Source organism: Agrobacterium sp. ST15.16.055 (assembly GCF_027956555.1).
Lineage (GTDB): Bacteria > Pseudomonadota > Alphaproteobacteria > Rhizobiales > Rhizobiaceae > Agrobacterium > Agrobacterium salinitolerans.
The window spans coordinates 347263-363304 of the sequence record NZ_JAQKGN010000002.1; the positions used below are offsets into that span (position 1 = coordinate 347263).

Consider the following 16042-nt stretch of genomic DNA (forward strand, 5'->3'; position numbering starts at 1 on the left):
CACCGACTGAATGCAAAAAGCGCGGGCAAGACCCGCGCTTTTTTATTGAATGGCAGCACACCGGAACATCAGGCCGCGCTGTCGATTTCCTCCGCGCCGTTCGTCGGCACGTAGTTGAGGACAGGACCGAGCCAGCGCTCCACCTCTTCCACCGGCATATCCTTGCGGCGCGCATAATCGAGAACCTGATCGCGCTCCACCTTGGCAACGCCGAAATAATAGCTCTCGGGATGGCCGATATATATACCCGAGACGGAGGAGCCGGGCCACATGGCGTAGCTTTCCGTCAGTTCCACACCCGCCGCATTGGTGGCGTCGAGCAGGGCAAACAGTGTCTTCTTTTCGGTATGGTCAGGCTGGGCCGGATAGCCGGGCGCCGGGCGAATACCGGCATAGGCCTCGCCAATCAGCTCATCGCCGTTGAGGTTTTCCTGCGGGGCATAACCCCAGAACTCCTTGCGTACTCGCTCATGCATGCGCTCGGCGAAGGCTTCCGCGAAACGGTCGGCGAGCGCCTTGACGAGGATGGACGAATAATCGTCATTCGCCCGCTCGAAACGCTCGGCAATCGCCACTTCCTCGATGCCCGCCGTCACCACGAAACCGCCGACATAATCGGCAACGCCGCTATCGACAGGCGCGACGAAATCGGACAGAGCCACATTGGGGCGGCCATCGCGCTTGGAAAGCTGCTGGCGCAGCGTGAAGAAGGTCGCCAACTCTTCGCCGCGGCTTTCATCCGTGAACAGGCGGATATCGTCGCCCACGGCGTTGGCCGGCCAGAAGCCGATCACCGCCCGCGGCCGGAACCAGTTCTCCTCAATGATCTTCTTCAGCATCGCCTGCGCATCGCTGTAAAGCTGCCGCGCCGCCTCGCCCTGTTTTTCGTCATCGAGAATGGCCGGGAAGCGGCCCTTTAGCTCCCAGGTCTGGAAGAACGGCGTCCAATCGATGTAACGGGACAGCTCCTCAAGGTCATAGGTCTCGAATACCTTGGTGCCGAAGAATTGCGGCTTCACGACGCTATAGCCCGACCAGTCAATCTTGTGCGCATTCTCGCGGGCGCGGGAAAGCGGCAGACGCTGCTTTTCGCGCTCGTTGCGGGCATGGGCCTCAGCCACCTTGGCATATTCACTGCGAATACCGTCGATATAAGCGGGCTTCTGCTCGGCCGAGAGAAGTGCGGAGACGACGCCCACCGCGCGCGAGGCATCGGTGACATAGATCGCCTGCCCCTGCTCGTAGCGCGGATGGATTTTTACCGCGGTATGCACGCGGCTGGTTGTTGCGCCGCCGATCAGGAGCGGGATGTCGAAACCCTGCCGCTCCATTTCGGCCGCCACATGCACCATCTCGTCTAGCGACGGGGTTATGAGGCCGGAAAGGCCGATCACATCCACCTTTTCGGCAATCGCCGTCTCGAGGATTTTCGTCGTCGGCACCATGACGCCGAGATCGATGATCTCGTAATTGTTGCAGGCCAGCACGACGCCGACAATGTTTTTGCCGATATCGTGCACGTCACCCTTCACGGTCGCCATCAAAACCTTGCCGGCGGCGCTGCGCTCGGCCCCGCCATTCAGGCGCTTTTCCTCTTCCATGTAAGGCAGCAGCACGGCCACCGCCTGCTTCATCACGCGCGCGGATTTCACCACCTGCGGCAGGAACATCTTGCCGGACCCGAACAGGTCACCGACCACATTCATGCCGGCCATCAGCGGCCCCTCGATGACATGCAATGGGCGCTCCGCCTTCTGGCGCGCCTCTTCCGTATCGGCCTCGATATAGTCGGTGATGCCGTTGACCAGCGCATGTTCCAGCCGCTTCTCGACGGGGAGTTCACGCCAGGAGAGATCCTGCACCTTGGCCTGTTTTTCACCAGTACCTCGAAAACGCTCGGCCACTTCAAGCAGCCGCTCGGTCGCGTCGTCGCGGCGGTTCAGCACCACGTCTTCGCAGGCATCGCGCAGTTCCGCGTCGATGTTGTCGTAAACCGCAAGCTGGCCGGCATTGACGATGCCCATATCCATGCCGACCTGGATGGCGTGGTAGAGGAACACCGCATGCATCGCCTCACGCACCGGCTCATTGCCACGGAAGGAGAAGGACAGGTTGGAAACGCCGCCTGAAATATGCGTGAGCGGCATGGTTTCGCGGATGGTCTTGGTGGCCTCGATGAAGTCCACGCCGTAATTATTGTGCTCCTCGATACCCGTGGCCACAGCAAAAACGTTCGGATCGAAGATGATGTCTTCCGGCGAAAGGCCCGCCTTTTCGGTCAGGAGCTTGTAGGCGCGCGCGCAGATTTCCACCTTGCGCTCGTAAGTATCGGCCTGCCCGACCTCATCGAAAGCCATGACCACGACCGCCGCACCGTAATTGTGGACAAGCCGCGCCTGCTGGAGAAACTTCTCCTCGCCTTCCTTCAGCGAAATCGAATTGACGATCGACTTGCCCTGAACGCATTTCAGGCCGGCCTCGATGATCTCGAACTTCGAACTATCGATCATCACAGGCACGCGGGCGATATCAGGCTCGGCGGCGATGAGGTTCAGGAACTCCACCATCGCCTTTTCGGAATCGATCAGGCCTTCATCCATGTTGATGTCGATGATCTGCGCGCCGTTCTCCACCTGGTCGCGGGCGACGGCCAGCGCCGCCGTATAATCGCCGGCGGTGATGAGCTTGCGGAAGCGGGCCGAGCCGGTGACGTTGGTGCGTTCGCCGACATTGACGAAGGGAATGTCTTTGGTCAGCACGAAAGGCTCAAGGCCCGAAAGCGACATGAAGGGCTTGTGCTCGGGGATCGGGCGCGGCTTGTAATCCTTGACCGCATCAGCAATCGCCCGGATGTGCTCTGGCGTCGAGCCACAGCAACCGCCGACGATATTGACGAGGCCGTCGCGGGCAAAACCCTGCACTTGACGCGCCATCATCTCAGGCGTTTCGTCATATTGGCCGAATTCATTCGGCAGGCCTGCATTGGGATAGGCGCAGACGAAGGTATCGGCCACGTCAGACAATTCCTGCAGATGCGGACGCATGGCATCCGCACCCAGCGCGCAGTTCAGCCCGATGGTGAAGGGATTGGCATGGCGCACCGAATTCCAGAACGCAGACGGCGTCTGGCCGGACAGCGTGCGGCCGGAAAGGTCGGTAATCGTGCCTGAGATCATCACCGGCAGGCGGATGCCCTTGGCCTCGAAACGCTCCTCGCAGGCGAAGATCGCTGCCTTGGCGTTCAGCGTATCGAAGATCGTCTCGATGAGGATGATGTCGGCACCGCCATCGATCAGACCGTCGATCTGCTCGCCATAGGCGATACGCAGATCGTCGAAACTGACGGCGCGGTAACCGGGATTGTTGACGTCAGGCGAAATCGAGGCCGTGCGGTTGGTCGGGCCGATGGCGCCGGCCACAAACCGGCGGCGGCCATCTTCCCGCTCTGCGCGCTGGGCGGCGCGGCGGACAATCGCTGCGCCCTCGCGGTTGAGGTCGTAGACGGCGTTTTCCATCTCATAATCGGCCTGGGCGATGCGCGTTGACGAAAACGTGTTGGTTTCGAGAATATCCGCGCCCGCCATGGCGTAGCGATAGTGGATGTCTTCGATGGCATCCGGCTGGGTCAGGATCAGAAGGTCGTTATTGCCCTTCTGGTGACATGCACAGCCGATAAAACGATCGCCACGAAAATGATCCTCGTCAAAACCCAGCCCCTGGATCTGCGTGCCCATGGCACCATCGAGAATGAGGATGCGTTCGCTGGCGGCATCGCGCAACGCCTTGAAAATTTCCGCGCCGTCACGCTTTGCCCCTTCAGGGCCGAACAGATCGTCAAACACGGGCACACTCCTCATTTCGATTTGCAAGATCGCAAGTCGTCAAGTCACATAAAGATATGTTTATGTCAATATATCTTCGAGGGACAGGCATGGCTTTGCGCAGTAGCAGCACGTTACGAAATATCGCTGACAGATGACAGGTTTATACGGCAAGGATATAAGCCGAAGCAGGAAACCGCATGGAGGACGAGAATGCCCGAGGACGATCACAACAGCCGCAACTGGAACACACTGCCCTGGCATCGCCAATGGCTGGCAAAACAGGCTGAGGGACTTTTCGATTTCTTCCAGTATCGTGCCCTCAATCCTGCCGGCGGCTTCTTCGATCTCGACGCCAAGGGTGCGCCGCTGCAGCCAAACGACCCCGTGCGTGGCATTCACGCATCCGCCCGCATGGTGCATTGTTTCTCCATCGGCCATCTGCTCGGGCGTCCAGGCTGCGGCGATATCGTCGATCACGGCATGACCTATCTCTGGAACAGGCATCGCGACGGCGAACATGGCGGTTATTTCTGGCAGGTGAACGATGCCGGCCCAGTGGACGCCACCAAGCAGGGTTATGGCCATGCCTTTGTGCTTCTGGCCGCCTCTTCCGCGAAAACCGTCGGCCACCCTCTCGCAGACAAGATGCTGGCCGACATTACCGAGGTGCTCGAAACCCGGTTCTGGGAGGAAAAACACGGCGCCATCGCCGAGGAATTCCATCGCGACTGGTCGCCCATCGAGAATTACCGCGGCCAGAACTCCAACATGCACCTGACCGAAGCGCTGATGGCCGCCTATGAGGTGACCGGCGACAATAGCTACCTCAGCAAGGCGGAGCGCATCGCCGATCTCGTTATCCGCCGCCGCGCCGGCGAGCTGGATTTCCGCGTGCCGGAGCATTTCGATGAGAACTGGACGCTCGATAAGGAGTATCGCGGCAACGAAATGTTCCGCCCCTCCGGCTCCACCCCCGGCCACTGGCTGGAATGGGCGCGTCTCATCCTGCAATTATGGGTGCTGGGAGAACGCCGCCATGACTGGATGCCGGTGGCCGCAAAATCGCTGTTCGTGCAATCCATGGCGCTCGGCTGGGATCGGGAAAAGGGCGGCTTCTTTTATACGCTCGACTGGAACGACAATCCCGACAAGCGGGCAAAGCTCTGGTGGCCCATGTCCGAGGCGGCGGGCGCTGCCCACTTCCTCAACGAGAACCTGCCGGCGGACGACTTCTATGAAGACAGCTACCGCCGCATCTGGAGTACGATCGCCAACAACTTCATCGACCATGAGAATGGTGGCTGGCATGAGGAACTGACGGAAGATCTGGTTCCCGCCCACACGCTGTTCCCCGGCAAGGGCGATATCTACCACGCGCTGCAGGCCTGCCTCATCCCGCTTTTCCCGGCGACGGGAAGCCTGACGAAGGTGATCAGGGAAAGCGGCGGGGATTATTAAGGCGTTGCCCAACCGTCCGTCGTGCCGGCCTTAAGCCGGCATCCAGCCACGGCGCCTCTGCGCCGTAAAAGAGTCTTTCTCGATCTACAGCGGCATCTCAAAACCCGATGGTTTCCTCGAAATCATCCCAGGACTGGTACATTTCATAGCGACCGATACCGGGGATCGGCACATGCCCGTAATAGGGTGAAAGCTGAAACTCGGCGGCCGCCTCGCTCTTGCCGGCGACGGCCGCCACGTAGATGGCGGAGGCAAGCCCGGTGCGGTTCGCGCCGTGTTCGCAATGGATGAGAACGGGCTTTTCCGCATTGCGCAGCACCGCCGCCAGCGTTTCCGAATCCTCCACCGACACCTTTTCGCTTGAACTCAGCGGATAATCGACAAGCCGGATACTGTTGTTTTTCGCCGCAAGGCTTTCGGCCTCGTACCATCCCTCACGCTTTTCATCGCGCAGGTTGATGATCGTCTTGATGCCATAAGCCTTGGCATAGGCCGCGATGTCCTTGCCGCTCGGCTGGGCCGAACGGTAAAGCTCTCCAGGAATGACTTCGTGAAAATTTCCGGTGAGCTGGCCGATGCCCATATGTGCGCCCGCCAGAACCGGCAGGGCGACAAGGCCAATGGCGGTTATTTTCAGAAACTTCAGAACAATACGCAAAACATCAACCCGCGACATTCATCGAATGGAGGGGAGATGGCATCGCAAATGGACGAAAACAAGTCGGCGGCTGTTCCAGCCGGTTTCGTTGCGGAGGAGGAGAATTCGCCTATCCGCCCGGATCTGCCGTGATGCCCGGTTCTTCCGCCTTCGCTCCTCGGCGAGACAATTTTCAAAATGCCGTGATAACCGCAGCCGCGTGAGCCGCTCATTCGAATTCTGCGGAAATGACGGTAACGCGCCACTCCAGCCGTTGCGGCTCTACGCTTTCATTGTTGCGCATACGGAACGCCCGGCAGGCCGAAAAAGTCTCCCCGGCCTCGATGCGCCTTTCGCTCACCTGATAGGGATCGAAGGAAACGGAGGCGCGGAAGGCCGGTTCAAACCCTTCAAGCGTATAGGTGAGCCGCTGGACCGCGACGTCATTGTCATTGCGGAAGCTGACGCGGATCGGCAATGCCGCATCCGGGCAGACCGAATCGAATGCCGCGCTCGCGACGATATGGTCGAGCCGCTGGTTGCCGCGCCGCCAGTCATAAATCACAAAAGCGGCTGTGGCCGTCCAGATCAGCAGCAGGCAGATGACAACGGATTTGAGATGCCGCGGAAACGCAATGAGGGTGAGAAGAAGAATGGCGCTGAGAACGGCTCCGACAATCACGTCGCCCCTCCTCCGCTAAAATAAAGCCTCATGCGATCTCATCCTCCCATGCCCTTCCCATCCGCATCAATCCCCCTCACCGGGAGGCCGCAATGATGCAGTATCAACCGCAGCTTATGCCGCCGGCAATCCAACGCAAAGCGCCAGCATCGTCTTCCACAACTCTATGGTCGCTCCCCCCGCTGTCAAGACAACCAAGCGTGACATCGACCGTCCACCGTACCGGACCTTTGCCCAAACGGCGAAGGGAACCAAACTCGGCTGAAGACGTTCGCCGCATCAGAACAGCATGGCGGGGCGATAAAAAGCCGCGATCCAGGGCCGTACGGGCAGCAACGCCGGGGGACACGAGCGCCTCCTGGAACCACTGAACCGCGGCCCATATTAAAAGCAGCTAATCTATGCTATGGATGTCTGTCAGCTCAGGGAGAAAAACGATGAAAACGCTGATCGTAACGTCACTCATGGCCCTGTCGGCCAGCACCGCAATGGCCGCGGATGCCGTCTACGAGACGCCCGCACCTCCGGTCGCGCAGGAAACCCTGCCGGTCTTCACCTGGTCTGGCCCCTATCTTGGTATTCAAGGCGGCGCGGGCTGGGCAAATGGTGATTTTTCGGCGGGCGGCCCGGTCGCCTCGGATGATTTCAACGGCGGCATTCTGGGCGCCTTCGTTGGTTACAACTACCAGTTCGACAATAATCTGGTGCTCGGCATCGAAGGTGATGTCGATTATAACTGGAACGACAATGACTATGCTGGCGTCAAGATCGGCACCGACTGGCAGGGTTCCGTTCGCGGCCGTGTCGGTTATGCCTTCGACCATGCCCTGCTTTATGCCACCGCCGGCTGGACCGCGACACGCGGCTTCATCGAAACGCCCGGAGCCGGCAAGGACAGCACCACCTTCAACGGCTACACCGTCGGCGCGGGCCTGGACTATGCCTTCACGGACAATGTGTTCGGCAGGCTGGAATATCGCTACAACGACTATAGCGACAAGGACATCTTCGGCATCAATACCGATGTCGACCAGCACACTGTCAAGGTCGGTCTCGGCGTGAAGTTCTAATCGCGACCGGTCGATTTCGCTAAAAGGCCCGGCCATCCGCCGGGCTTATTTATTGCTGAAAGCCTGCATCGGCCGCGATCTTCGCCGCCTGAGTTCAGGGAAATATGAACCGTGCAGAAATGAAATGTTCACAGGCCGTTCACCCGTCCCGTGCCATCATCCGGGCATAATGAGCCTCTATCTCCGCAGGCAGGCTTATGGAGTAGCCCCGATGAAAAAGATAATTCTTTCCACTGTTGCCGCGCTAATCGCCACCGGCAGCATTTTTGCATCCTATGGCACTGCTGCCGCGCAGGACTATCCCTATCGCCCGCGCTATGACCGTGGCTACGACCGCGGCGGCCCACCCCCACCGCCCTACCGCGAACACCGCCGCCACAATGACGGAGCAGCGATTGCCGGCGGCCTCGCCGCAGGCGTCATTGGCGGCCTGATCGGCGGTGCCATCGCCAACAGCAATAACGGCCCGCGCTACTACGAACCGCCACCGCCGCCCCGCCCCCGCTGCTGGTTCGAAGACCGCCGCGTGCCCAATTCCTATGATGGCGGCTGGCATACGGAAAGTATGCGGGTTTGTAACTGACATTGAAGCTTTTCTCGATCCGGCTTGCCCCATCGGCACGCCGGATCGACGCAGATGCATTCATTCCACTTCCGGAATTTGCCACCAGCATAGCAGAGATCACGCCTCAGACGTGACAGACGCGCGCGCTCGAAAAGTAGCGAAACATCCCAAGCAATTGATGTTGAAAGAAAATGTAGCTCGTCACATTCGACGATTTTCCAGCCTTTGAAAACATTGAACTTTCCTTGGGCTGTCGTCACCAATGGCTGACACTGTCGTCACATTCGTTGCTCCTACAGAGCCCTTTTCTCACAATCGATAATCCTGAGGCCAACCCCGGTTCTGGGTAACCGTTGTTCTGCTCCCACGTTGTCTGCCGCCTTCTGATCTGGGATCGACGTTCCATGGATGAGAGACAAGGAGTTTCTCCATGGAGACTACGTTGGAGGTTCTCACAGCGCGACGGAGCAGGCGTGAGGCGCATCGCCAATGGCCAGATGAAGTCAAGGCGCGGATTGTTTCGGAGAGCTTGCGTCCGGGCGTGACAGTGAATGAAGTCGCGGGGCGCTATGGGCTGAAGGCCAACCACCTGTCGTCCTGGCGCACGCTGGCGCGGCAGGGCAAGTTGGTGTTGCCAGAGCCGGAAGACGCTGTCGAGTTTGCGGCAATGGTTATCGAGACGCCATTGCCGGAGCCGCCGACGGCAAAGGCTGCCACGCGCGCCGAGATTGCCGTCGGTCCCGTCACAATCCGTCTTGAGGAAGGTGCGTCTGCTGCCCGGATCGCTGCCATCGCCCGCGCTCTGGCGGCGGCGACATGATCTTTCCGTCGAACCGCGTACGGATCATGGTGGCGACAAAACCCGTCGACTTCCGCAAAGGGCACGATGGTTTGGCTGCGCTGGTGAAGAACGAGCTGCACAAGGACCCGTTCACCGGAACGGTCTTTGTATTCCGCTCACGCAAGGCGGACCGGTTGAAGCTGATCTACTGGGATGGCTCCGGGATCGTCATGGCCTACAAGCGGCTGGAAGAGCACACATTCACCTGGCCTGGCATCAAGGATGGCCTGATGACGCTCACCCACGCCCAGTTCGAGGCCCTGTTTGCGGGCCTTGATTGGCGACGTGTTCATGCCATCCAGACACGAACACCGGAGGCCATCGAATAGCTGCGGCACGATGACTCAGCACGGCAGATTCCGAGGGCAAATCGGCTCGGGATTTGGTAGTTTCCGGCCATGCTTGATGCCACCGAACTTCCCGATGATGTTGCCGCCCTGAAGGCGATGCTGATAGCGGCGCGGGCCCGCGAGGCGGCCAAGGATGTCGCGATAGCCAGCAAGGACGAGCATATCGCCCGCAAAGATGAGCGGATCGAGCGGCTTGAGAAGCTGGTCGCCGCCTTCAAGCAGGCAGCCGTCGGGCGCAAATCCGAGAAGACCGATCCCGACCAATTCGATCTGGCGCTGGAGGACCTGGAGACGGCTATGGCCGTGATCCATGCCGAGGATGAGGCGGACGTTCCTCCTGGAAACAGGATCAGCAAGCCGCGCGCGATCAATCGTGGCTCTCTTCCGAAGCATCTCCCGCGTATCGAGGAGGTTATTGAGCCAGAAAGCCTGATTTGTGGCTGCGGCGGTTGCCTGCATTGCATTGGCGAGGATGTCTCCGAACGGCTGGACGTGATCCCGGCACAGTTCCGCGTGATCGTCACCCGCCGCCCTAAATATGCCTGCCGTGCCTGCACCGACGGTGTCGTCCAAGCCCCAGCTCCGGCACGGCTGATCCAGGCAGGGCTGCCGACGGAAGCGACCGTCGCCCATGTTCTCGTCTCCAAGTATGCCGATCACCTTCCGCTCTATCGGCAGGCCCAGATCATGAGCCGCCAGGGGATCGATCTCGACCGATCAACACTTGCCGACTGGGTCGGTCGGGCAGCCTATGAACTGCGGCCCGTCTTCGATGCACTGATTGCCGACCTGAAGCGCTCAACCAAGCTGTTCATGGATGAGACCGGTGCCCCAGTTCTCGATCCTGGCTCCCGTAAAACCAAGACCGGATACTTCTGGGCGCTTGCGCGGGATGATCGCCCATGGGGCGGCGGTGCTCCGCCAGGTGTCGCCTTCACATACGCTCCCGGTCGCGGGGGCATTCATGCGGAACGGATATTGCAGGGCTTCTCCGGTATCCTGCAGGTCGATGGCTATGCCGGATATAACAGGCTGATCGCTCCTGACCGTGTCGGATCAGACATTCAGCTTGCCTATTGTTGGGCCCATGCCCGGCGCAAGCTGGTGGAGATCACCCGCAATGGCACAGCACCCATTGCCGAGGACGGCGTCAAGCGGATTGGTGAACTGTATCGGATCGAGGCCGAGCTGCGAGGCCTTAATGCGGAGGCTCGACTTGCCGGACGACAGGAACGCTCAGCGCCACTGGTTGCCGACATGCAGACCTGGCTCGTCCATCACCGTGCCCGTGTCGCGGCAAAGTCGCCACTCGGCGAGGCCTTGGCCTACATTGCCAAATACTGGGATGGTTTGAAGCTCTTCCTGAGCGACGGGCGTATCGAGATCGACAACAACAGCGTCGAGCGGACCATCCGGCCGATAGCGCTCAATCGCAAAAACGCACTCTTTGCCGGGCACGACGCCGGAGCCGAGAACTGGGCAACAATCGCTTCGCTCATTGAGACCTGCAAGCTTAACGCTGTCGATCCACTGGCCTACCTGACAAAGGCGCTCACCTCCATCATCAACGGCCACAAGCAAAGCCAGATTGGTGAGTTGCTACCGTGGAATTGTCCGCGAGGCGGCGTTATCAAAGGCGTCTACCAGAAGCACTACGACGCCCTTCGCGATGTTCTGAACAAGCAACACGGCTGGAACGATCCGATGGCGCCGGAGCGCACCCGCGAGACCGTCAGCCTCATCGAGAGCGTGCGGCGCGGCGATGCCCGCGAGTTGATCCATGACTGGATCATCCAGCGCATCGAGACCGGCGAAATCCATGACCGCCCAAGCATGACCGAGGCTTTGACAGCGGCGGGGTTCGACCTGCCGCGCGCCGGCAAAAGCTACCTCACCGTGCGCGATCCGGAGACGGACGAGCGCTGGCGCCTGAAAGGAGACCTGTTCCGTGAAGACTGGACCCGAGAGAATACCCTTGAGCGAGCGCTTGAAAGATCGGCTGGCGAGCCCAGCCGCTCCGGAAGCCGGCTCGATGCCATCGCCCTCGACGAGCTTCGAGACCGATTGGAGCGAAGCCTTGAAGCGCGCGCAAGCTACAATCGAGACCGATATCCGCAGCTTCACGGACGTGAATCGCCAGCACTTGAGCGAGGCACTGGCGACGACCGAGGCCGACGTGAACCGGCTTCGGTCGATGGTGCAGCCGTTCTTCCTGACCATGAGCGCGGTCGCGTTGCTGGTGATCCTGCTCAGCTTCACCGCGAGCTGGTTTTGGGCGGGGCTGATGATCGACCACGCCCAGAGCGCCAGCCTCTGGCAGATGGGCTTGCAGGTCAACCAGACCAGCAGCGGCAAAGTCCTGACATGGGACGTCAACCGCCTTCAGCTGATCACTTGTCAGGCCGGGAGCGACAAAGCGCCATGCCTGAAGATCGTCCAGGGAGATTGACGAATGACCGAAACCACCAAACCACCGATGCCCGAGAGCCTGTCGCCGCTGGAACGCGAATTGCTGGGTTACGTCGAGACGTTGATGAACGCATTGAGCAGCGGAACCGCGCAGTTCGAGGCGCTGGAGAAACGCTCGACCGACATAATCGAAAACCGGCAAGCGGCTTTGGAAGGATCGCTGAAATCGCTCATCGCGTCACAGGCTACCTTCATGAACGCTTGGCTCGCCTCCGGCACTCATTCCAGCGGCACGGCCTCGACCGAGCTGGCGGAAGCATTCGCCCTGCTGGAGCAAGCCGAAGCGATGCTGGAGGCGGTCGCGCCGCCGACGTGACAGCCCGATCGCCCGCGCCAGGTCGCGACCGCAACTGATCCTCATTTCCGTCCGGAGTTCCGATCCATGAATTTGATCATTCAGCCCTATCGCTATGCCCTTGCCATCGCCGTTGTGGCAGGCGGTTTCCTGCTGATGGAAACCGCGCCGTTATTCTGGCCACCCATTTACCAGAACGCGCGCGCCGCGATCCTGGTCATGTTTTGCGGGTTTGCGCTGCTGACCTTGGCGGGAGACACCCAGGGCCGCATCCGCAGCGCGTCGGGCTTAGCTGTGGGGGCTGCCCTCCTTGCCGCGTCTGCTCTCGCCCTTACCGACCCCACCATTGCGGCAGGCGTCCTGCTCGACAGCTTCAAGGCTTGGAGAAATGCCGGCTATTCCGGAATCGAGAGCATCCGAGGCATGGTTTCGACATGGGATCGCTTCACCGAGGCGCAGAAGCTTGGCGCGCAAACCAGCCTCGCCATCGGTCTGCCTGTGCCGCTGTTCCTCATTCTGCGAGCGATCATGATCGCCGCGCCGGCATCATCGAGCCGTATTTCCAAACAGGGCCCATGGCGTGCCCGGTGGATGAATCGAGGTGAATTGCGCCAGCTCCGGCACAACGACAGCGGCTTGACGCGATCGTGTCGCACCGGCATCCGGCATATCGCGGCAAGCTGGACAGGAACCCGATGGTGTAGTTGGTATGCAAGGCGCTTGATCGGTATCGTTGAGACTTCCAATTAGCGGGGCGACAACTCCCAATCTGCCGAAGGTCGGTTTGCCAGTTGAGCTTCGAGTGATATTCCCGCTCAGGAAATTTTTTCATCAATAACCACCTTTCCGCATTGATTTTCCCGATCGGGAAATTTCTCTCGACAAGGCGACTGGTATGGTGCTATTTTCCCGATCGGGAAATAAAATGGCAAAACAAGTCAGAAGTCCAGCCGATATCGGCGCCCTGGTCCGCAGCACACGCAAGGAGCAAAACTTGCGGCAGGATGAGCTTGCCGGCGTTTCGGGCGTAGGCCTCCGGTTTATCGTCGATCTCGAAGCAGGCAAGCCGACAGCACAGATTGGAAAAGTCTTGCAGGTTCTGCGAACGCTCGGTTGTTCCATCGATATTTTGGCACCTGGGGAACGTAGAAAATGACGGTAAGGGTTCTCAATGTCTGGTGGGATGGTCGCATTGTCGGGCAATTCACCCAAGACAGACATGGCGATATCGGCTTTGCCTACACCGGAGCTTGGCTTGATGACGAAAAGGCTCTTCCGCTTTCTGCCTCCCTCCCAAAGCGCCCGGAGCGTTTTTCTCGCCGTGAATGCCGACCATTTTTCGGCGGCTTGTTGCCCGAGGAAAGCCAACGCCTTGTTGCGGCGCAAGCATTGGGAGTTTCACCTGCGAACGACTTCGCGCTTCTCGATCGCCTGGGCGGCGACGTCGCCGGTGCCCTTCAGCTTTTGCCAGAAGATCAGGAGCCGGTAGCGACAGGACCGATCACGGGCCAGCAACCGGCATATCTGGACGATGCCGAGATTGTTCGGATACTCGACGCACTTCCAACACGGCCGCTATTGGCAGGCCAAGAAGGCCTGAGGCTATCGCTCGCCGGTGCGCAATCTAAAGTGCCGCTTGTTTTGATAGACGGCCAGCTCGCCCTTCCAGTTCCCGGCCAAGCAACAACGCACATTCTGAAACCGCCAATCGCGCGCTTCCCAGGAACAACTGAAAACGAAGCCTTCGTGATGAAACTCGCTGCAGCGATCGGCCTCGATGTCGCACCGGTTGAAGCAAGGTCCGCGAATGGGCGCCCATTTCTCCTGGTCGAGCGCTATGATCGTTTTCGCGACGCCGATGGTGTGGTTCGCCGCATTCACCAGGAGGACTTCTGCCAAGCACTTGGTGTGCCGCCTGAAACGAAGTATGCCAGCGAGGGCGGGCCGACCTTTAAGGATTGCTTCGAGCTGTTGCGTCGCGTCTCTGAACGGCCGAGCACGGACATCGCAAAGCTCTTGGACGCTGCGATTTTCAACCTCATTGTCGGAAACGCAGACGCCCACGGAAAGAACTTCTCAATTCTATATGACGACCAGGGGCCGAGAATGGCTCCGTTGTACGACCTGCTCTCCACGGTGACCTATCCAGATCTTTCACCGAAAATGGCTATGAGGATCGGCAAGCGCGCAACGCTTGCCGACATGGACGCTAATGGTTGGCAGGCTTTCTCGAAGGAGACAGGTGTCGGCTTACTCTTAGTACGCCGTCGGGTGAAAGAAGTAACTGATGCCACAGGGGACGCGATTCCCCGATTATCAGAAAATATGTCCCCACTTGCCGCAGATTCTGCGACGTTAAATTACGTCGCGGCTTTGATCGCAGACCGTGCCAAACTCGTGGCCCTGAGCATCTAACTCAACAGCGCCAACCATCTCCGCCGACATAGCCCAAATATTGAGTTGCAGCCCCGGTCGCAGCGCACGCGACCGGCTTGCGGTGAAACCTCGTAAAACCAGACATAGCTTCAGAGCATCGAGGCAAAGAGCAGCCTTGATTTTTCCTCTTAAAACTACTATTTTTGCTTAAAGTGAAAACAGGAGGCAATAATGGCTACTATCGACGTGGACTTTGAAGTCTACAAGGCCCTCACCATTCGGCGTGAAACAGAGGAAATGACTTACAATGACGTCCTCAGGCATCTGTTGAGTCTCGGCGAGCAAAAGAGTTCTGAAAACGTCACCGAGAACCTTGGAGCGCTTGTTTACAAGGGTGCCGAGTTCCCCGAAGGGACGCAATTCCGTGCAACGTATAAAGGACAGACATATACAGGGGCGATTAAGGGCGGTGTTTGGGTTGATGAGAATGGGAGGGTGCAGAATAGCCCCTCTGAAGCCGCCTACAGCATCACAGGCAACCACGTAAATGGCTGGCGATTTTGGGAATGCCGCCGTCCGTCAGACACGGCCTGGCGGTCCATAGATTCTCTACGCCCAAAAAAATAGGCGGTTTGCATATGCCGCGAAGACGAGTTTCAGTTTGTCCGGGGCTACTTCGGCAGATCGGGGTTTCGAGGGACAAAGCCAACTTCGAAACCGAATAGCCTGCCAATCTTCTGCAAGGTGACAAGCGTCGGATTTGCCTTTCCAGCTTCAATCTCAGCGATTTGCCGCTTTTGCAGGAAAAGCATTCCGGCAAATTCGGCTTGCGTCATGCCCAAGCCTTTCCGGATCTGAACCAAGGCATCAGGCAAGCGTAGATCGCCAGTGCGCGCGCGCTCGGCAATTTCACGCCGGTTCGCTAATATCTCGTCCTTTGTAGGCTTCTTCCAGCGAGGTATGACCTGATCTCCGACGGTGAAGACCTGAGGACCGAACGCCCCAGATGACGGCCCCATAAATGGGATGATTGGGGCTAGAATATCCGCTTTTTCAACCCACCGGAATGGGTTGAAATCTCATCGTTTGCGGCTGAGTTGTCCGTGGTTCGACTCTGCCTGCTTTTAGAAGCCGAGCGAAGACCAGAAGCTTCTGGAATAGCAGGAGCCATCTCGCTCCCCTTCTTCGCATTCCGGCCTGAGCTTGAACTTTTCTCTTGCCATACACGCGTCGATGAGCGGCGCCTCCGTCTTCGCGGCAAACTTCCCTTCCGCGATAGCCTCCTGTCGACATAACTCGACAGCGCCATTTACTAGACCTGCAACGGTGGTCCGTTGTTCTGCATTGGCGCTAGTCGCCAAAGATGCAGCACAGATCGTTGCGAGGATAATGTTTCGCATGCTCTCTCCTGAAATATGATGTCTGTCGGACCAATGCCGGTTCTGAAGAGACACGCTGCGCCGCCGCCGCCGCCG

General features: G+C 59.1%; 14 protein-coding genes and 1 pseudogene. 10 read left to right on the plus strand and 5 right to left on the minus strand.

The genetic code is table 11. The annotated features are described in order from the left end of the window. Positions 1-68: 68 nt before the first annotated feature. Entirely contained in the window at positions 69-3842 is a 3774-nt protein-coding gene (gene metH / locus PL599_RS04910; protein WP_271358925.1) for a methionine synthase, read from the minus strand. Positions 3843-4034: 192 nt separating this feature from the next. On the opposite strand from metH, the gene PL599_RS04915 reads away from it, so the two are divergent. Further along, positions 4035-5282, plus strand: a complete 1248-nt coding sequence (locus PL599_RS04915) for an AGE family epimerase/isomerase (RefSeq protein ID WP_137410726.1) — start codon at positions 4035-4037, stop codon at positions 5280-5282. A gap of 97 nt (positions 5283-5379) precedes the next feature. Here PL599_RS04915 and PL599_RS04920 read toward each other — a convergent pair whose 3' ends face one another. Both PL599_RS04920 and PL599_RS04925 read right to left on the minus strand, forming a co-directional pair. Beyond that, on the minus strand, positions 5380-5940 hold the full coding sequence (locus tag PL599_RS04920) for a dual specificity protein phosphatase family protein (protein ID WP_269823685.1): 561 nt from the start codon (positions 5938-5940) through the stop codon (positions 5380-5382). Positions 5941-6148: 208 nt separating this feature from the next. Beyond that, the gene (locus PL599_RS04925; RefSeq protein WP_077983095.1) at positions 6149-6601 is read right to left on the minus strand and encodes a hypothetical protein; all 453 of its coding nucleotides are present in this window, start codon (positions 6599-6601) and stop codon (positions 6149-6151) included. Positions 6602-7038: 437 nt separating this feature from the next. On the opposite strand from PL599_RS04925, the gene PL599_RS04930 reads away from it, so the two are divergent. The 9 genes and pseudogenes from PL599_RS04930 to PL599_RS04970 all read left to right on the plus strand — a co-directional run bounded on the left by PL599_RS04930 (position 7039) and on the right by PL599_RS04970 (position 15194). Continuing rightward, positions 7039-7671 (plus strand): outer membrane protein, encoded by a 633-nt coding sequence (locus tag PL599_RS04930; RefSeq protein ID WP_077983094.1) that lies wholly within the window; start codon positions 7039-7041, stop codon positions 7669-7671. Between the two features lie 211 nt (positions 7672-7882). Next, positions 7883-8254, plus strand: coding sequence for a hypothetical protein (locus tag PL599_RS04935; protein ID WP_173989803.1), 372 nt, complete (start codon positions 7883-7885; stop codon positions 8252-8254). Between the two features lie 412 nt (positions 8255-8666). After that, positions 8667-9056: an IS66-like element accessory protein TnpA gene (gene tnpA, locus PL599_RS04940; RefSeq protein ID WP_142912582.1), complete on the plus strand. Its 390-nt coding sequence runs from the start codon at positions 8667-8669 to the stop codon at positions 9054-9056. Further along, entirely contained in the window at positions 9053-9406 is a 354-nt protein-coding gene (gene tnpB / locus PL599_RS04945; RefSeq protein WP_142912583.1) for an IS66 family insertion sequence element accessory protein TnpB, read from the plus strand. Before tnpA ends, tnpB begins: the two co-directional genes overlap by 4 nt. Positions 9407-9475: 69 nt before the next feature. Then, a pseudogene (tnpC, locus tag PL599_RS04950) lies at positions 9476-11038 on the plus strand (IS66 family transposase); the annotation flags it as partial. A 1240-nt stretch (positions 11039-12278) separates the two neighbouring features. Continuing rightward, positions 12279-12941: a hypothetical protein gene (locus tag PL599_RS04955; protein WP_269823686.1), complete on the plus strand. Its 663-nt coding sequence runs from the start codon at positions 12279-12281 to the stop codon at positions 12939-12941. 175 nt (positions 12942-13116) lie between these two features. Beyond that, the gene (locus tag PL599_RS04960) at positions 13117-13347 is read left to right on the plus strand and encodes a helix-turn-helix transcriptional regulator (protein WP_269823687.1); all 231 of its coding nucleotides are present in this window, start codon (positions 13117-13119) and stop codon (positions 13345-13347) included. Continuing rightward, positions 13344-14606 carry a type II toxin-antitoxin system HipA family toxin gene (locus PL599_RS04965; RefSeq protein ID WP_269823688.1) on the plus strand — a complete coding sequence of 421 codons (1263 nt, stop codon included), beginning with the start codon at positions 13344-13346 and terminating at the stop codon, positions 14604-14606. Before PL599_RS04960 ends, PL599_RS04965 begins: the two co-directional genes overlap by 4 nt. A gap of 192 nt (positions 14607-14798) precedes the next feature. Beyond that, positions 14799-15194 (plus strand): DUF2924 domain-containing protein, encoded by a 396-nt coding sequence (locus PL599_RS04970; protein ID WP_130823995.1) that lies wholly within the window; start codon positions 14799-14801, stop codon positions 15192-15194. Positions 15195-15238: 44 nt separating this feature from the next. Here the strand turns inward: PL599_RS04970 and PL599_RS04975 are convergent, their stop codons facing one another. Both PL599_RS04975 and PL599_RS04980 read right to left on the minus strand, forming a co-directional pair. Continuing rightward, positions 15239-15529 (minus strand): helix-turn-helix domain-containing protein, encoded by a 291-nt coding sequence (locus PL599_RS04975; protein WP_269823775.1) that lies wholly within the window; start codon positions 15527-15529, stop codon positions 15239-15241. 162 nt (positions 15530-15691) lie between these two features. Next, positions 15692-15967: a hypothetical protein gene (locus PL599_RS04980; RefSeq protein WP_269823689.1), complete on the minus strand. Its 276-nt coding sequence runs from the start codon at positions 15965-15967 to the stop codon at positions 15692-15694. Positions 15968-16042: the final 75 nt, after the last annotated feature.